The sequence below is a fragment of the Okeania sp. SIO2F5 genome (assembly GCF_010692685.1).
Classification (GTDB): Bacteria; Cyanobacteriota; Cyanobacteriia; order Cyanobacteriales; family Microcoleaceae; genus Okeania; species Okeania hirsuta.
The window spans coordinates 21,023-40,736 of the sequence record NZ_JAAHGU010000028.1 but is presented as its reverse complement, the minus strand read 5'-3'; the positions used below and the strand labels follow the sequence as shown (position 1 = coordinate 40,736).

7 protein-coding genes are annotated in these 19,714 nt (G+C 38.5%); all 7 read right to left on the bottom strand.

Features of this window, described 5'->3' with window-relative positions; genetic code table 11:
- Positions 1-44: 44 nt before the first annotated feature.
- Positions 45-1,487 (bottom strand): phosphopantetheine-binding protein, encoded by a 1,443-nt coding sequence (locus tag F6K27_RS12475; RefSeq protein ID WP_287276170.1) that lies wholly within the window; start codon positions 1,485-1,487, stop codon positions 45-47.
- Positions 1,488-1,697: 210 nt separating this feature from the next.
- Entirely contained in the window at positions 1,698-2,957 is a 1,260-nt protein-coding gene (locus F6K27_RS12470; protein ID WP_287276168.1) for a hydroxymethylglutaryl-CoA synthase family protein, read from the bottom strand.
- Between the two features lie 4 nt (positions 2,958-2,961).
- Positions 2,962-4,185 (bottom strand): beta-ketoacyl synthase N-terminal-like domain-containing protein, encoded by a 1,224-nt coding sequence (locus tag F6K27_RS12465; protein ID WP_287276166.1) that lies wholly within the window; start codon positions 4,183-4,185, stop codon positions 2,962-2,964.
- 41 nt (positions 4,186-4,226) lie between these two features.
- Positions 4,227-4,466 (bottom strand): acyl carrier protein, encoded by a 240-nt coding sequence (locus F6K27_RS12460; RefSeq protein WP_287276164.1) that lies wholly within the window; start codon positions 4,464-4,466, stop codon positions 4,227-4,229.
- A gap of 110 nt (positions 4,467-4,576) precedes the next feature.
- Complete coding sequence (locus tag F6K27_RS12455; RefSeq protein ID WP_287276163.1) at positions 4,577-8,290, bottom strand: beta-ketoacyl synthase N-terminal-like domain-containing protein; 3,714 nt, start codon at positions 8,288-8,290, stop codon at positions 4,577-4,579.
- 84 nt (positions 8,291-8,374) lie between these two features.
- Positions 8,375-13,120 carry a non-ribosomal peptide synthetase gene (locus tag F6K27_RS12450; RefSeq protein WP_287276161.1) on the bottom strand — a complete coding sequence of 1,582 codons (4,746 nt, stop codon included), beginning with the start codon at positions 13,118-13,120 and terminating at the stop codon, positions 8,375-8,377.
- Entirely contained in the window at positions 13,117-19,674 is a 6,558-nt protein-coding gene (locus F6K27_RS12445) for a type I polyketide synthase (protein WP_287276159.1), read from the bottom strand. The genes F6K27_RS12450 and F6K27_RS12445 overlap by 4 nt, the downstream gene beginning before the upstream one ends.
- Positions 19,675-19,714: the final 40 nt, after the last annotated feature.

Below are 19,714 nucleotides of genomic sequence, written 5' to 3'. Positions count from 1 at the left end.
TCTTGATGAAATTCCTTGATTTTTTTGGGGACTAAAGGATTAGATTATTTTCCTTGTTTAATTTTTGCAATTATTTTATTTGCCTCTTGAGTAGTTAATTTCTTACTTGCTACTTGACTCAGAATAGAGCGTATTTTTTGCCTTACGTCTTCCTGTGAATCTGTAGATAAATCTTGATTTTTTGGAGATTCTTTGGCAGTAATTTGATTGCTCTGAGAAAATTGACTTCCATTTGGAGAATTTTTTATTTCACTACCAATATATTGAACCAAATCTAATAAAGTCGGATAATCATATAATTTGGTAGCTTTCATGTTCAAATTATAAGTTGCATTTATGCTGGTTATCCATTCAACTCCAACTATAGAATCTAATCCTAAATCAACAAATTTTTGGTCTTCTTCTATTTCACTAATATCTGCATACAAAGCTGCTGCCAAACTTTCTTTTAGACTTGCTTTAAGTTCAGCCAAATTAACATCAAAGCTATCCGATTTTAAGGTATTTTCACCTTCCAAAATATTTTCATATTCATCGGCAATTCTGTCTGATAATGTTTTTTGAACATAAGGTATATCTCGTAAATAGGGAGATTTTAATCCCTGCTTAATTGCACGAGAAACCATAACCAAAACACTATCTTTATTGTAACGAGGTAGTGTTCTATATAATCTAGAATGTAATTGAGTATATTTTGAAAATAAACCCAAACGTTCCTCATCTACCCGAGTATCATAATCTACAAGTCGAATCACAAAAGCACGTCGGATTTTATGTAAACCAGGCTTTAAAGGGACGGAACGATGTAAAACATATTTATTGAAGAAAAGTACATCGCCAACTTTATACTGGTCTTCTGCATAATCATCTTTAATAGTATAATCTATGACATCTTCTGTAATCTTATTCATAATAGTATTTGCACCAGCTACATATTCATTCAAATCCCCCTTTGACTCATCCCACTTAATATTATTTTTTAAATGCAAATCGTGAATAGTATAAAGAAATTTCCCTGGAAAAGCATCTATAGGCACATATTGCATTCCACCTCGATATTCTTTAGTTATTTCATCTAAAGGAATCCATATTGATGCACCAAAGTCATCCATTTGCGTAAATGAAAATGAACCAACTCCTACGTGCCATCCTAATCCTTTCTGATTAGGTTCAACAGAAAAGAAGGCATTGTGCATAATCATTATTTTTTTGCCTGTAATTTCATTCAAAAAAGGCAACTTCTTTTTTAATAAGGAAGAAACAAAGTCATATTTAACTAGATCGTAAGCATGATCCTTTGTATCAATCTCCTCATATTTACCTATTTTTAGTGTTACTTTTTCTTCAGAAATTTCACTTTTGTCTTTGGCAGTTTCCAAGGCTTCTTCAATTACTTTTATTTCGGAAGCATTAAAAAATTCTCGAATTTGACAATATCCTTTTTGTTCATACTCTTCTTTTAATTGTCCTAATTGTGCTTGTATCATAAGTTTTATCTCCTTTGTCTTGAAATTTAACTTGTTTTTTGATTTGTTGAGTTAACAAAGTTTGACCAATATTGATAATTAATCCATTTGCTTTAAAACCTCTCCTTGTCAGGAGAAAAAAAGAAATAAGATTTCCGTATATTCAATTCCTTTGCGGTTTTAACCAGAAGTAATTATCCATTATTCATTATTCATTATCGGTTAATAAAACTATATCCATTCATATTCTCGGTGAAATTCCTTGATTCTTTTCAGAACTAAGCGGCCTTTTCCTTCAATTTGTTTCCAAACACCAGGGAACAGTTCATAATCTAAAGTTACATTTCTAGTACCAAAAGCAACTCTCGAACTATAATTCAGTAACTGCTCATATTCTTCCATATTTAAGGAATAGCGACTGGCTAAGTGAGATCCAATATTTTGTTGATCTTGAATTTCTTTTCCTTGTGGAAAAGCAACTCCACTGTAAAATTCCGAACAACAACCAGAACCATAAGAAAAGATACCTATTCGCCGGGGTGCGCTAAAATCTGCATTGTCAATCATGCTAGCTAAGGATAAAAACACCGTCGCTCCCATAATGTTACCTACTTGTTGACAATAGATTAATCCTGGCATTACCCGTCTCTGAAAGTCCTCTTCTATATCGGCAGGTTTTGCTCTTTTGAACTTACGCATCATACTTCTGTGAGCGCCTTTAACCATACCTCCAAAAGGAGTATGAAAGCTCAAGTAATCAAAAGTTTCTTGATAATCTACTCCTTCTACCAGTTCTTGATAGTTCTGATAGGCATTTTCACAACAATCTAGGTAAGATAGTAATGATAAATCTGCATCTCCTGCTTCTGAATCTGGGCTAGGTCTACAAGTATCCATGACTTCATAGCCATAGTAACCATTACATCCTACATCAGCTTGGAAAATTTTGGGAACATCACTGACTAACATAGCCACTGCTCCAGCACCACTACTTGATTCGGCAAAATACCAATCTTGGTTGATAGCTTCTCCTCCCTCTGTTATAATAAACCGGGATATATCAGTTCCTATCACCAAAACTTTAGCCCCTGGACAGGTTTGTGACAAAATCAAGTTGAATGCCATCTGTAAACCTGCTGTAGCTGCGTAGCAAGCTTGCTTAATCTCAAACATTCGGCAGTTACGACTTAGCCCCAAATAATCCTGAATATAAGTGCTGATAGACTTGCCAAAATCAATGCCAGATTCAGTACAAGTTATCACCATTTTAATTTGTTGCTTTTCCAGATTGCTGAGGCCATCAATAATAGGTTTGGCTGCATTAATAGCATAAGAAACTGGGTCTTCAAAAGGCATCGCAACTGCTTTCTCTTTCATCATCAGATTATCGAAGCGAGTCATGTCTAACTGACGTGCTTGCCCCAACATTCGCACATCTATTTTAGCTGAACCCCCATATACATTTAGTGCTTCAATTCCAACTTTTGGCATAAATCTACTCCTGTGCTATTAATAAAGCTGTATTAATTCCCCCAAAACCAAAGCTGTTGCTGATCGCATATTTAATCTCAGCTTGAACAGAAGTTTCTTTCACCCAATTTAAACTGGTATCAATGGGATTGACTAAATTTTTGGTAGGATGACAAAAACCAAATTTCATTTGTAATATAGTGGCGATCGCTTCCACTACACCAGCAGCAGTTAGACAGTGTCCAGTTAAAGATTTTGTTGAGTTGAGTAGGCAATGCTGAAGTCCCGCAGATTTTAAAGCTCCCACTTCTGTTTTGTCACCAAGGGGAGAACCAGTACCGTGGGTATTCACATAATCAATACTCTCTGGCTGAAGGTCGGCCATGGCTAAAGCAGTATTTATAGCCCGCTCTTCACCTTTTTGGGAAGGTTCAGGACTACGGTTCCCATCTAAAGCAAAACCCCAACCCTTAAGTTGGCCATAGGATTGAGCGCCCCGTTGTCGAGCGTGGTCAGTACTCTCTAAAATCACTACTCCACAACCTTCTCCATAAATAAAGCCATCATGGTCTTGGTCAAATGGCCTACAAGCAAGGTCTGGGCGATCGGCAAAACGTTCGCTTCCCATTGCGCCTAAATTCATCAGTGCTTGTAATTCATAACCTGATAAATCGGATAAGGTTCCCAGGGCAATGCAAATATCGCTGTTCCCCATTAAAATTTGACGGGCAGCATGAATTATGGCAACTGCTCCACTTGCGGAAGCTCCTCCTACACTATATCCTTCGCCTTGAATCTGAAAACACTGGGAAATCAGACCCAATATATCTGTATCCCAAAACGTCAGTCCATAAGTTGGTCGTATAAATTCCTGACGTGAGTGATAACGTTCCCAGATTTGTTGCTGATAACGTTGTTGTAAGTTTGAACCACCTACAACTAATCCTACTCGTTCTGGGTTAATTTGGCTGGAGGTGAGTTGAGCATCTTGCCAGGCTTCAGCGACGGCTACTGTTGCTACTTGGGCGCTCTTAGTAGCAGCGCGCAAAAGTCCACTGTACTCAGGAAATAGGGTTCTGGTGTCAATATCGGGAATTTCGGCGCCAATAAATGCTTTGACGCTTTCACGTCCAGGCTGTTTTAAATAAGCGAATTGAGTTTCCCCTGATAACAGAGCTTCTTTAAAAGTAGCAACTCCTTGACCAATGGAAGTAACAATGCCCATACCTGTTATCTCTATGTTGCTCATTGATAGCCCCTCTGGTTTGGTTAATTCCCATGATTCACTGCTTATAATTTGCTGGCCAATATATCGGCCAGTTCTCCTAGATTGTTGGCTCCTGCTAATTCTATGCGTGGAATATTTAAGGATAAGTCTTCCATGACCATCATTATAATTTCTGCCCTACTTACTGAATCAATGCCTAAATTTTTTAGACTATCAGTTGGTGATAGAGGTACTCTTTCTAATTCTGGTGCTATTTCACAAGTATGTTTTTTGATTATATTAAATATTTGTTCTTTGTTCATAATATTCATTCTCCTGAAAAATCATAATTTTTACTCGATCAGGACTTAGTCATAGTCACCATATCTAGTAGGAGTTAACGGCATTAAATCCCTACAAGTGGCGTATATTTTCATATTTTGCGTAAGTCCTGTTGATTCTTGACTTGTTGAATCATTTTATTTCCTTCCTGGACTGTTAATTCTCCATTAGCTACTCTACTCAATATTGAGCGTAATTTTTCTTTGATTTGTGCTTGTGAATTTCCAGGTAAATAATCTTTTTGAATAGATTCTTTATGCTCTGTGGGGAATTTACTTCCTCCTGTAGAATAAATTTCCTGGGTAATATATTTGGCGAAATCCAATAAGGTAGGGTAGTCGTATAGTTTAGTAGCTTTTATATTTAAGTTGTAAGTTTTATTGATTTCAGTTATCCATTCTACTCCAACAATAGAATCTAAACCTAAATCCACAAACTTTTTGTCTTCTTCTATTTCACTGATATCCGCATACAAGGCTTCCGCTAATTGTTGTTTCAAAGTTTCTTTGACTTGTGAGAAATTGTTCTGGGAGTCAGTTAATTTTAGAGATTGGTTGCTGATAGTTGTTCCAGTTTGGGCAGATGGCGATCGCGACCCATCAAGATTTTTACCTTCAGTTGATAGGGTGTCAGCGATATATTTGGCGAAATCTAATAAGGTAGGGTAATCGTATAGTTTAGTGGCTTTTATGTTTAAGTTGTAAGTTTTATTGATTTCAGTTATCCATTCTACTCCAACAATAGAATCTAAACCTAAATCCACAAACTTTTTGTCTTCTTCTATTTCACTGATATCTGTATACAATGCCTCTGCTAGACTTTTTTTGAGGGTTTCTTTAATTTGAGTCAAATCTATATTAAAGCTACTCAATTTGGTTATATTTTCTTCAACACCAGCAGCAGGTTGTCCTTGAACTGGCAACTGAGCCAATTTCATTTTCGTGTTGGCTTCTATAACTGGCGCAGTATTTTCTATATCTAGTGATTCTGGAGCTGATAACCTTAGTTTTGGCTGCTGTAATATTATCTGGTCTGTGTCCCTTGACTGGATATTTGCTCCATCAAGTTTTACTTTTTCTACAGATGTTATGCTCTTTTTGTCTTGAGTTGTCTGTTGACGAATATCTTTTATCCAATAGCTTTTTCGTTGCCAAGGATATGTAGGTAACTCTACCTTATTACGGGAATAATCCTGATCGAATCCTAACCAATCAATTTTTATTGCCCGGACATACAATTCCCCTAAACTTTGCAGCATTTGTAACCAGTCTGGTTTCCCCGAACGTAAACTGGACAACCATACTTTTTTTTCTCCCATGAGACACTCACGACCCATACCTAACAGTATCGGTTTTGGTCCTATTTCTAGGAAGATTTCAGCACCTTGTTTGTGCAAAGTTTCCATCCCTTGGACAAACTTTACTGGTTGACGTACATGATTTACCCAATATTCTGCTGAAGCAATACCATCATCTACTTCTTCTCCCGTAACGTTTGATATTAGTTGTATTTTGGGTCGGGTATAGGTGATTTCTTTAGCCACTGCTCCAAATTCTGTTAACATTGGTTCCATCAATGGGGAATGGAAAGCATGAGACACTTGTAGTTTTTTGGTCTTGACTCCTACAGATTCAAATTCACTACAAATCTTGGCTATGGCTGCACTCTCACCTGAAATTACTATACTTTCTGGTCCGTTAACTGCTGCTATTGTTACTTGGGAACTATATTCTTTTATGGCTTCTGTTACTTGAGATTCTGATGCCATTACTGATACCATCTCACCTCCGGAGGGTAACTTTTGCATCAACTTTCCTCGCATGGCTATTAGTTTCAGACCATCTTCTAAACTAAATACTCCTGCTACTGTTGCTGCTACATATTCTCCTACACTGTGTCCCATCACTACATCTGGTCTGACTCCCCATGAAGACCATAATTTGAATAGAGCATATTCCAGGGCAAATAGGGCAGGTTGGGTATAAGCTGTTTGATCTAATAAATCGGAAGTTGACTTTTGTGCATCTTTAGGATATATGATTTCTAATAGAGGTACTTCCAGATAGGGCTGTAAAATTTGGTCACATTCGTCTAAAGCTTCACGGAAAGTGGGTGCTTGTTCATACAGTTGCCTTCCCATATCTACATACTGGGAACCTTGACCTGTAAATAGGAATGCTGTTTTTACGATCTTATTTGGCGACTCTCCAGAATATAGTTGTGTTACTGCTTCTTGTAGTTGGTAAGATTTGAGTTTTTCTAGTAGCTGTTGCTGATTTTCTACAATAGTAGCTAGACGATGCTTGAAATGTTTACGTCCTGTGTTGGCAGTGTAGCAAATGTCTGCAATTTCTAATTCCTGATTAGTTTCTATATAATTTTGATAATTTGCTACCAGTTGTGTCAGTGCTTCTGAAGTTTTTGCTGAGAGAGTTAATAGATTAGTTGGACGCTCTGGAGAATTTTCTTGTTTAATTTGTTCTGGAGCTTCTTCCAAGATTATATGAGCGTTTGTGCCTCCAATACCAAAGGAACTAACCCCCGCTCTACGAGGAGTTCCATTAGTCTTCCATTCGGAAAGAGTGGCATTAACATATAAAGGACTATTAACAAAATCTATTTGAGGGTTAGGTTCTTCAAAATGTAGGGTTGGTGGTATTAATTTATGTTTGAGAGCTAAAACAGTTTTTATCAGTCCTGCTACTCCTGCCGCTGCATCTAAATGACCCATATTACTTTTTAGGGAACCAATGGCACAGAAACCTTTCTTTTCTGTGCTATACTTAAAAGCTTGAGTCAGAGCTGCAATTTCCACCGGGTCTCCTAACTCTGTCCCTGTACCATGAGCTTCTATGTATGAAATTGTCTCTGGATCTATTCCTGCAACAGCATGAGCTTCGGCAATAACTGCTGCTTGACCTTCTATGCTGGGTGCAGTGTAGCCGACTTTCAAGGAACCATCATTATTAATTGCCGAACCCTTGATTATGGCCTGGATTGAATCACCATCCGCGAGCGCGTTATTGAGGCGCTTAAGAAGTACGACCCCCACACCATCACCTGTTATTGTCCCCTTGGCTTGAGCATCAAAAGTTCGACAGTGGCCATCAGGAGAGAAAATCATCCCTTCTCGATATAAGTGCCCAGATTTTTGGGGAAGTTGGATAGAGACTCCACCTGCCAGAGCTAGATCGCATTCCCCATTGAGTAAACTTTGACAAGCTGTATGGACAGCAACCAATGAGGTTGAACAAGCAGTTTGAACGTTGACTGCTGGTCCTCTTAAATTTAGCTTGTAAGCGACACGAGTTGCCAAGAAATCTTTATCACTATTGATCATTAATTGATAAGAGTTCAATTGATTATCGTAATCAAGACTTGGATAAAGATTCTTCAATAAGTAGTGGTTCATGCCACTTCCAGCATAAACTCCTATTAAACCTTCATAGGTATCTGGATCGTAACCACCTTTTTCTATAGCTTCCCAAGCACATTCAAGAAACAAACGTTGTTGTGGATCTATACATTCAGCTTCCTTGCGACTATAACTAAAGAAACTTGCATCGAACATATCAATGTCCGACATCATAGCACGGGCTTTTACATAGTTAGGATTATTTAGTAATTCTGCTTTTACACCAGATTCTAGTAATTCTTCCTCTGAAAAAAAAGAGATACATTCAACGCCATCCTGAAGATTTTGCCAAAATTTATCGGTGTCTTCAGATTGTGGAAAACGACCAGACATACCAATAACTGCTATCCCTAAATCGTCTATTAAATTTTCTTCATCTTGTGGATTCATTTTTTTATATTTTTTAATACATTAATTAACTAGCTATTTTGTTCGAGAATTAATTAAATAAAATGAAATAATAAATCAGCATAATTAATCTTTGAATTGATAGCGAGAACGATGTTTTTGTCTCCGTGCAAGTCTTTGTTTCATCATGCTTTTACCTTCTTTTAAGTTAGTATCACGAATATTTCGTGCTTCCTCGCTATCAGTTTTACTAATACTTTCACCTTTTATATGCTGACTCAAATAATAAATAGTTGGATATTTTAAAAGTTCTACTACTTGCAGCTCTATTTTAAATATTTCTTTAAGTTTACCACTTACCTGTATCAAGAGTAAAGAGTTTCCGCCTACTTCAAAAAAATTATCGTGAATGCCTACTTTTTCTAGTTTAAGCACTTCTTGCCAAACCTTAGCAATCTGTTGTTCTGTTTCAGATTTAGGTACGACATATTCAGTATGAGAACGATTAATGTCGGGGTTGGGCAACTTTTTCCGGTCTACTTTACCGTTGGGTGTTAATGGTAGGGAGTCTAACAACACAAAAGTTGATGGAACCATATACTGAGGTAATACCTGTTCCATAAAAGTGCGTAGTTTAGGAACTATCTGCTGAGATAATTTACTCTGTAAAGGATTGTTGCTGTAAACAGTCCAAGGTTTTTGTTGGCTATTTTCTTTTGGTAGTGGGGGTAACCCATTATTTGTTGGTGCAGATGATTTTTGCCAAAAAACAACATCGTAGCAATCGGAATTGAGAGCTGACCAAGTAATGTAGCTTTTATAAGCCAACTCATCATCCAAATTCCAAAAATCTTCAGGCTCTATCCCTTTTTCTGGGGTGTTTTCTGGTAAAGCTTTGCGTAATTCCTCAACCATAACAAATTCATTTTTTCTTGTCAAGAGTTGATTGAGTTTTACTTGGGTTTGGAGGCGTGCATTGGGAACATCTTTAATGATGAGCATCTCTGGCTGTTTTTGTGCCAAAATTTGCTGGACAGATGATAATGTCAGTTCCTCCTGTTGCCAGTTCAGCAATTCCGGGCTGCAATTAGAGGACAAAACTTCTTTTTCTATATGAAGAATCACGTCATACCGGAACTTGGTAATCTCATTATCAGCACGACTACGTTTGAGCTGAATCTCTACTTGACTAATTTGGGGTAAATACTGCTGTAGAGCTTGGAAAAACTCTGGATCAATTACCAGTTCCTCTTCTTGTTTTAATTTTTTTTGTACTCGCTGCCATAAATCTTCTACTTTTTCCTCGTCCGTAGCTTGGCTCAATAATAGATCGGTATGGAATGTTTCTAGTAGTCGTAGACTCCGCACATCTCCGATAAATATCGTGCCACCCGGTTCCACTAATTTAATTGCATTTTCCAATACCCCTACTAAATATTCAATACTAGGAAAATACTGGATAACTGAGTTGAGGATAACAGCATCGAAAGATTCTTTCTCTAAGGCTTGAAAATCTTGGGCAGGTTGATTGTAGACTTGTACATGAGACCAATCTCCCTCTAGTGTTTTTAATTGTTCCTCAATATAGGAAATAGCTTTGTCGGAAATATCTGTACCATAATATTTGGAAGTTTGGGGAGCAATCTTGAATAGCAACATCCCAGTACCACAACCAATTTCCAAGACACGCTCAGGTTTACCACTGATAATTCGTTCAATTGTGTAATCTAACCATTGAGACATATCTTCTTCAGGAAATGGCTCGCTTGTATAGCTATCTCTCCAAATAAGAGGGTTAAAATTTGCACCTCCATCAACTATAGTTTGTTCATATATCTTATCTCTGAGTTCCTGCCACAATAATAGTCGCTCGCTCTGGGCCTGATTTATAGATTCACGAGAATTTGGGTCTTCACCTTGGAAGTTGGGAACAATGTATGCTATGAGTGGCTTGTCAATCAAGCGATCGGGATGAGTAATAACTACTGCTTCTTGTACCTCTGGGTGCTTACTCAATGTAGATTCAATTTCTCCCAGTTCAATACGGAAACCACGAATCTTGACTTGGTTATCAATTCTACCCAGATACTCAATATTGCCGTCAGGTAAGTATCGAGCTAAATCCCCTGTTTTATATATTCTTGATTTTTGACTTTGGGTTTGTAAATTCCCAAAAGGGTTGGGGATAAATCTCTCTTGAGTTAATTCTGGTCTATTGAGATACCCACGAGCTAAACCAGTTCCACCAATATGTAGTTCTCCGGGTACCCCAATGGGAACTGGTTGCAAATAGCTGTCTAATATATAAATGTCGGTATTGGCAATGGGACGACCAATTGGTGTAATTACATGACTATCTTTTGTTGATTTTAGCCGATCGCCTACTTTGTAAATTGTTGACCAAATTGTAGCTTCTGTCGGGCCATAAACATTCCATAGTTCCTTGCCTACCTCCAGTAGTTGATGAGCTAATTCAGCAGGTAAAGCTTCACCTCCAGACAATAATTTCACGTCTAATTTATGATTTGATAAGCCTGCTGTTAACAACATTTTCCAAGTAGCAGGGGTTGCCTGCATAACTGTGGCTCCGGATTCTAATAACTGGGGTAACAACCTGTTGCCATCTATGGCTATTTCACGAGGAACTAATGCTACTGATGCTCCGACTATTAGTGGTAGATAAAGTTCTAATGCTGCAATATCGAATGAGATGGTAGTAATGCCATTAAAAGTATCCAAGTTAGTCAATTCTAGATAACTATTCATGGATACTAGGAAATTGACTAGAGAATAATGGTTGATTTCTACTCCTTTGGGTTTACCTGTAGAGCCAGAAGTATAAATCACATAAGCTCGATTCTCTGGAGTAATTACCCTTTCCATATTTTCCGGAGAATGTGAAGCGATCGCTTGCCAATCCCTATCCAAACATACGGTTTTGGCCTGATGTTCTGGTATTATTTCTAATAATGATTCTGTTGTTAGTAATACTGGCACAGCAGAATCTTCTAACATATAAGCTAACCTTTGTTGGGGATAACTAGGGTCGATGGGGACGTAAGCTCCTCCAGCTTTCAGTATCCCCAAAAGCCCCACTAACATTTCGATTGAGCGATCTATACATAAACCTACTAGCACTTCTGCTTTGACTTCCAAAGTTTGTAGATAATGTGCTAACTGATTTGCTCGTTCGTTCAACTCTTTATAAGTCAATCGTCGATCGCCAAAAATCAATGCCACAGCATCAGGAGTTTGTTTGACTTTTTCTTCAAACAATTGATGCATACATTTATCTTCTGGATATTCCCTAGCAGTGTTATTCCATTCCCCTAGTAACTGCTGCTGTTCTACATCCCCCAATAAAGGCAGTTGAGCCACATTTTCCTGGGGATTATTCACAATTCCTGTTAACAAAGTCTGGTAATGACTAGCCATCCTGGCAATAGTCTGCTCATCAAATATATCTGTATTGTATTTGAGGAATCCCAGCATAGATGAGTCTTCCTCAATCAGTTCTAATGTCAAATCGAAGAGACTTTCATACTGAGCTAATGCAAAAGGTTCTACTTCCCATCCTGCCCAATTTACTACAGTTTTTTTCCGGCTGGATAACAGCTTTTGTACATTTTGAGCACCTTGGAAATTTTGTAGGATAAAGTAAGCCTGAAATAGAGGGGAGCGACTGGAATCTTGCTCTACCTGTAATCGCTGTACTAACAAAGAAAAGGGATAATCTTGATGAGCTAATGCTTCAATAACAGTTTGGCGTACCTGAGAAAGGAAGTCTTTGAAACTGGGATTTCCTGAAAGATTTCCCCTCATCACAACTTGATCGACAAAGTAACCAACAATGGGTACAAACTCAGGTTTAGACCTACCAAAAGTAGGAGAACCGACTAAGATATCTTCTTGACTGGTGTAACGAGATAGAAGTATTTGAAAAGCTGCCAGAAGGACCATGTAAAGAGTCGCCCCTGCTTCCTGAGCTAGTGCTTTGAGTTGCTCAGTTAGTTCTTGAGGTAATTTTAAATCGTAAGCAGCACCGTTATAGGTTTGTATTGGTGGGCGTGGTTTATCTGTAAGTAAATTCAAGACTGGCAAATCCCCTGCCAGTTTTTGTTGCCAATAATTCCAGAGGCGCTCTCCTTCAGTTCCTACTAATAAATTCCTTTGCCAACTAACATAATCTTGGTAATAACCTATTTGAGGAAGAGATACCTCAACACCAGCTTTTTGAGCTTGGTAAATTTCTGGTAGCTCGTTGACAATTGAACTCATAGACCAACCATCCCAAGCGATGTGATGTATTGTCATCAACAGGATATGGTCTTTTTCAGAATGGCTAAACCATCTGATTCGCATTACTGGTTTTGTTTCCAGGGCGAAAGGTAGACGATGAGTTTCCAGAACGTTTGTGTACAACTCATCCTCATTCCAACTCGAAGCATCAATTTCCAAGAAATCCAATGGTTGATTTTGATGTATTTGTCGAACCATTTCTTGACCCAATTTTGGAAAAGTGCTGCGCAGCATTGGATGGCGATTCTTTAAAACTTCAAAAGTTTGCTGCAAAATAGCCAGTTCTACTTGAGAGTAAATCCGAACGGCAAATGACAAATTGTAAGTATAACTCTCTGGAGCTACTTCCCATAAAAATCTGAGACCTCTTTGGCCATAGGATAGAGGGTATACTTGCAAGATATCTGGTTGTTCCTGCAATAATTGCACAATTTGAGTTTTGTATTGCTTCAGTTGAGAAATCACATCGGGAGTTAATACCTCTTGGGAACCTCCAGTACGCAATTTTTCTCCATCACACCATAACTTTACCCCTTTGAGAGAGATATCTTGTAAAAACTCCACTAAGTTCATAGTTCCACCTCTATCCAATTATTATCTTGATTTTGATCGAGTTGCTCTGGATCGTTTGATTCAAGGGTTTGATTTTTATCTGTATCAATCGTCAGTTGTTCCTTAACCTCAGTTGCTAGAAGCTGAATAGTTATTCCTTCCATAAATCTGGTAGCTGGAATATCCGCCCCTAGCTCAGTTTGAATCTGATTTCGCAATTCCACAGCCATCAATGAGTCAAGTCCCATCATAATTAGAGATTTTTCTAACTCTATTTGAGAAACTGTCATACCCATAATATGAGCAATTTTGCTTTGGAGATAAGAGGTCAATAGCTGTTCTTGTTCCCCATCTGAAGCTAAATTTAGCTGTTCTAAAATCTGATTGTTCTGATTTTGTTCTACGGATTTTGTGCTAAAAGCTTCTAAATATCGGAGTTTTGCCAATCCAGGCATCTGCCTAAAAAATTCAGACCAATTAACCGGGAACACCCCTACTTGGCTTTGAGGTCCTGATAACAATGAACCTAATGCTTGCATTCCTGGTTCGGCTTCGATGGCCATTACTCCACTACTCTGCATTCGGTTTTGATGTTCCTTGGCCAAACGAGCAGCCATTCCTGCTGTTGCCCATGCTCCCCAGTTAATGCTTAATCCTGGTAATCCTTGGCCTTGACGATAGTGAGCGATCGCATCCATAAAACCATTAGCCGCAGCATAGTTTCCTTGGCCATAATTTCCTAACATGGAAGCCATGGATGAGAAGCACACAAAGAAATCTAAAGGTAAATCCTGAGTCAGTTGATGTAAATACCAGGTTCCTGAAACCTTGGGTTCCATTACTTTTGTAAATTTCTCCCAGGTCATTTTTTGCAATACCCCGTCATCCAACACCCCGGCAGCATGAATTATTCCTTTGAGTGGTGGTAAGGAAGTAGATATTTCTTCTAAGATTTTCCTCACAGATTCTTGAGTGGAAATATCCCCTAACAAAACACTGATTGATGCTCCCTCTGCTTCTAATTCTTCTATAACTTTTTGTGCCCTTTCATTCGGATCCCGACGCCCAGTTAATACTATATTTTTAGCTCCTTCTTTCGCCATCCATTGGGCTACTTCTAAGCCTAAAGCTCCCAAACCTCCTGTAATCAAATAACTTGCTTCAGATTTTATAGATTTTTGCTTATCTCCTGTTTCTGGCAGAGAAACTACCACTTTTCCTATATGCTTACCTTGCTGCATATATCGGAAAGCAGCTTTTACTTCTGTATTCGGGTATACTTTATGAGATAATGCTTTGAGTTTTCCTGACTGACACTGCTGATTTAATTCCTCTGAAAATTCTGCCATTAAACCTGATTGTTGTTGAATCATCAGTCCAATATCAAAAGGCAAGTATTCAGCATCTGGGCGTTTCTCCATCACCTTTTGTTTATCCCAAATTCCGATTTTGCCAATTTCTACAAATCGCCCTTTTTTCCCTAGAACCGCAAAACTCTTATCAATGAAATCTCCATTCAGACTATTTAAAACTATATCTACACCTTCTCCCTGAGTAATAGTCATAATTTCATCCGCAAAATCTAAAGTACGGGAATTCATGATGTGTTTTATTCCCATAGATTTGAGAAACTCCCACTTTGGAGGACTAGCAGTCGCGAATACTTCTGCTCCTACCCCCAGTGCAATTTGAACTGCTGCTTGCCCGACACCACCAGCAGCAGCATGAATTAATACCTTATCTCCTGGCTGAATTTTCGCTAAATTTTGTAATCCATAGTAAGCTGTAGCAAAAGTCAATGGTAAAGTTGCTGCTTCCGTAAAACTCAGATTTTTCGGTTTAGCCATAATTAGATCGGCACGAGTAGTAACAAAACTACTAAATCCATTATGAACTATAGCCATAACTTCATCTCCTACCTGCCACTGAGAAACATTTTCTCCCACAGATGCAATGACGCCGACACATTCCAACCCAAAATTGAGTTGAGATACATCAGTAATACCTAAAACCTCAGCATAATATTCTTTCAATAATCCCAAGGAATTTAGTACATCTCGGAAATTTAAACCCGCTGCTTTAACTTCAATTTCCACCTCATTCTCTTGGGGAAGACGACGCTCCATTACCCGCCAGTTGAGCTTGTCTATCAGTCCATATTCAGACAACTTCAATTCTACTGGTTGATTTTCTAATCCTAATTCTTCCTCTAAACTAATTTTCTGCTTTTGTTGCCGTACTAATCTCGCTACATAACGAACTCCCTGACGAATCGCTATTTGGTCTTCATTATTATCTTGAGCAAATAGTTCCTCTACTAACATTGGAACCATTTCCGCAAAATTAGATGTTGATTCTAAGTCTATTCGTCCACACTTTAATTCTGGATGTTCGAGACTAATAACACGGCCTAATCCCCATAAACTTCCTTGTAGGGGTTCCACCACTTCTGCTACATCGAATACATTCTGAGTCCCTTGAGTCACTAACCACATCGGTATTCTACTACTTAATCCAGCTTGAACTAAAGCTTGCAGTAAATGTAACGTTGTGGCACAACCAAGTTCTTGAGATGTTTGTAAATCGTCAGTTTCATTTAGACTCCATAAGTGCAAAATCCCCTGAATATCTGATTCATCTTTGAGCAGTTGAGAAAATTGTTCGGCAACAATAGGATTAATTTGATAATGTTGAGCATCCAATTGTTGATACTCCGTACCTGGGGATACCCAAATATAATCTTGTCCTCTTTTTTGTAAATCCTGCCCGACAGACTCTACCAATTCATCAGTAATAGCAAATATTAACCATTTACCAGAATTTTCACTAGATTTTGCAGTTTCTGTTAAAGGTTGTGGTTCCCAGTTAATTTCATAATACCAATCACTTAAATCTGCATCTAGAGTCATTAGTAATGCTTTGGGATTCGCTTTCCTGCCCTCAAAACCATTTGCTTCAGCTACTAATTTTCCAGTTTGGTCAAATAATTGTATTTCAGCTTTCAGCAGTTTTTCATCTGATGTCCCTTCTTTCAATCCACGGGTATAGCACCAAAGCAAATCATTCTCAGGGCGCTGATAAAAAGTAAACTTCTCAATACTGAAGGGGACAAAAGTTTCACTTTGGTCTCCAGAAATACTGAGGTTCAGTGCAGCTACTGACTGGAAACATGAGTCAATTAAGGCTGGATGTATTTGGTACTTAAGAGCGTCTAAGATTGTCTCAGGTACTTTCATTTGACAGAGAATTTCTCCCTCTCCTAACCATACCTGGTGTATCCATCTAAAACTCTGCCGTAATTGAACTTGTCTATCCCATAGACTTTGGTAAATTTCTGTGCTTTCAATTTTTTGACTACAACGGGATTGAATTCCTTCAATGGTTTCTAGAGAATGGGTTTGCGAAGCATTAGTAGGAGAAATCTTTCCTGTAGCATGGACTGCCCAAGAATGACTATCAGAGCTGTCAAAACTAATTACTTGAAATGAATATAAGCTATCCTGTGGACTGAGAGCCACCTGAACATTACGCATTCCTTGTTCGGGAATTGCTAGAGCTTGGGGAAATAGGATATCCTCCAGTTGACATCCAGTGGCAGAAAATGTGAGAGAAGCGCTTGCTAATAACAGAGAAAGGTGACTAGCTCCAGGAACTACTACTTTTTCATAGATTCGGTGATCGGCTAAAAATGGTAGAGCGTTGGTGCTAAATTCTGATTCAAAAAAGATATCTTTTGATAATGGAGATTGAAACTTTCTATTAATCAGAGGATGAAGTTTAGTTGCAGAGCTGGTTTGAGAGTTGGCAGTTTCAACCCAATATTTTTCCCGCTGAAATGGATAAGTTGGCAAGATTACTTTTTGACGAACATAATCTCGGTCAAAACCTGACCAATCTACTTTAACACCCTGTAGATATAACTGTCCTAAACTTGAGAGTATCTGTTGCCAATCATTTCCCCCGGGACGTAGGGATGGTAACCACATACCACTACTCTCTTCTGGTACACATCGACTTCCCATTCCCAGTAATATTGGCTTCGGCCCTATTTCCAGGAATAATTGATATCCTTGCTCATTTAGACTTTTCATACTCTGAAAGAATCTTACTGGTTGCCGGATATGACGCACCCAATATTCAGCAGTTGCTATTTCTGCACCTACTTTTTCTCCCGTTACATTAGATATTAGTGGTATCTGAGGTTTACTGTAGGTTACTTCCTGAGCTACTGTGGCAAACTCGGCCAACATTGGCTCCATTAATGGGGAATGAAAAGCATGGGATACCTGTAATTTTTTAGTTTTAACTCCCTGGGATTCTAATTTACTGCAAATATTTGCTAGAGCTTCACTTTCACCAGAAATTACGATACTTTCTGGTCCATTAACTGCTGCTATTGCCACCTTAGAACTATACTCGCCTATAGCTTCTATTACTTGAGATTCTGATGCTAACAAAGATACCATTTCACCACCGGAGGGTAACTGCTGCATCAACTTGCCCCGCATGGCGATTAATTTCAGACCATCTTCTAAACTGAATACTCCTGCTACTGTTGCGGCTACATATTCTCCCACACTGTGGCCTAGCGCCACATTAGGTTTAATCCCCCAAGATTCCCATAACTTAGCTAGGGCGTATTCTATTGAAAATAAAGCTGGTTGGGTATAAGCTGTTTGGTCTAATACACTTGACTTTTGTGCATCTTTAGAATAAATAACTTCTAATAAAGGTACTTCTAGATATTCTTTTAGAATTTGGTCGCATAGGTCTAAAGCTTGACGGAAAGTTGGCTGCGTTTCATATAGTTGCCTTCCCATATTAATATACTGGGAACCTTGGCCTGTGAATAGGAAAGCTATTTTCGGACTTTGGCTACCCCCCTCTACTTGTCCAGAATATAGTCCTACTACTTCTTTCTTAGCTTTCCAGTCAACCAGTTTTTCTATTAATTCCTTTTGCTCAGAGGTAATAATTGCTATTCGATAATTAAAATGCGCTCTGCCTGTATTAGCTGTATAACATACATCTGCTATTGCCAAATCAGGATAATATTCTAAATAATTTTGATAACTACTTACTAAATCTTCTAGAGATTTTTCTGTTTTAGCTGAGAGAGTCAATAGATGAACTGAACGTTCTAAGTAATCTTCACTGTTGCCTGTTGCCTGTTGCCTGTTGCCTTCTCTTGGTGCTTCTTCTAAGACAATATGAGCATTAGTACCACTAATAGCAAAAGAGCTGACTCCGGCAATTCTTTTATCTCCCGACGATTGCCAGGGTGTAAGTTCAGTAGGTACTTTGACAGGTGTATTTTCCCAATCAATATATGGACTAGGATTCACAAAATGTAAATGAGGAGCAATTTTTTGATTTTGCAGTTGCAAAACCACCTTAATAACACCTGCAATTCCTGCTGCTGCTTCTAAATGACCAATATTAGTTTTAACTGAAGCGATGTGCAATGGATTTTCCCCATCCCGTCCTTGCTCAAATACGCTAGCTAAAGCTCTCACTTCCATCGGATCTCCGAGGGAAGTTCCAGTACCATGAGCTTCCACATAACTCACTTGACCTGGTTCTACTTTTGCTGCTTTGAGAGCTTGTTGAATTAGTTTTTCCTGAGCTAGTTTATTCGGTACTGTCAGTCCGCTACTCGGTCCATCATGGTTAACTGCTGAACCACGAATTACTGCCTGGATATTGTCCCCATCTTTGACTGCATCCGACAAACGCTTAAGTACGACAATGCCACATCCTTCTCCCCTACCATAACCATCTGCAGCCGCATCAAAAGTTTTACATTTGCCATCGGGTGATAAAGCCTTTAATTTTGATAGTGCAGTTGTTACTTGAGGAGAGAGAATTAGTTGGACTCCTCCTGCTAAAGCCAAATTGGACTCACCCTGACGTAGACTCTGACAAGCTTCATGTATAGCTACTAAAGATGATGAACAAGCTGTATCTATTGCTATTGATGGACCTTGCAGTCCTAAAAAGTAAGATAACCTACCTGCTGCAAAACAAAACCCATTTCCTGTAGCATCATAAGGGCTAATATTTTCAACTTGACTGAAACCCAAATTAGCATAATCATTTTGACCGATACCTAGAAATACTCCTGTCTGAGTGTTTTCTAATTGCTGGGGATCAATACCAGATCTTTCTAAAGCTTCCCAAGTTACTTCTAAAATAAAACGTTGCTGTGGGTCAAGGCTATGTGCTTCTTTGCCGGAGATACCAAAAAATTGCGGATCGAACCGATCTACCTGCTCTACTAATGCTGCGTGACGGATATACATTTTCCCTGGAGTATCAGGGTTTGGGTCGTAGTAAGAATCTATATCCCAACGTTCTAGTGGAATCTCTCTAACAGAGTCTTTACCATTAGATAACAATTCCCAGAAACTTTCTGGTGTGTTGGCATTTCCAGGAAATCGACACCCTATGCCAATAATGGCGATCGCTTCACTCCTGGAGCGCTCCATCATTTCCAACTTAGTTTCTGCTTGTTTTAAAGCTAAAAACATCTGTTTGGATAATGATAGTTGCTCTTTTTTGGTACTCGGTTCCATAAACTTTTAGCCTTAACCTAATTTTTTTGACTTATAGAGC

What these genes read in the sequence shown, in the direction of transcription:
- F6K27_RS12445 (WP_287276159.1), bottom strand. Translation starts at nt 19,674, where the DNA reads ATGGAACCGAGTACCAAAAAAGAGCAACTATCATTATCCAAACAGATG.
- F6K27_RS12475 (WP_287276170.1), bottom strand. Translation starts at nt 1,487, where the DNA reads ATGATACAAGCACAATTAGGACAATTAAAAGAAGAGTATGAACAAAAA.
- F6K27_RS12465 (WP_287276166.1), bottom strand. Translation starts at nt 4,185, where the DNA reads ATGAGCAACATAGAGATAACAGGTATGGGCATTGTTACTTCCATTGGT.
- F6K27_RS12455 (WP_287276163.1), bottom strand. Translation starts at nt 8,290, where the DNA reads ATGAATCCACAAGATGAAGAAAATTTAATAGACGATTTAGGGATAGCA.
- F6K27_RS12450 (WP_287276161.1), bottom strand. Translation starts at nt 13,120, where the DNA reads ATGAACTTAGTGGAGTTTTTACAAGATATCTCTCTCAAAGGGGTAAAG.
- F6K27_RS12470 (WP_287276168.1), bottom strand. Translation starts at nt 2,957, where the DNA reads ATGCCAAAAGTTGGAATTGAAGCACTAAATGTATATGGGGGTTCAGCT.
- F6K27_RS12460 (WP_287276164.1), bottom strand. Translation starts at nt 4,466, where the DNA reads ATGAACAAAGAACAAATATTTAATATAATCAAAAAACATACTTGTGAA.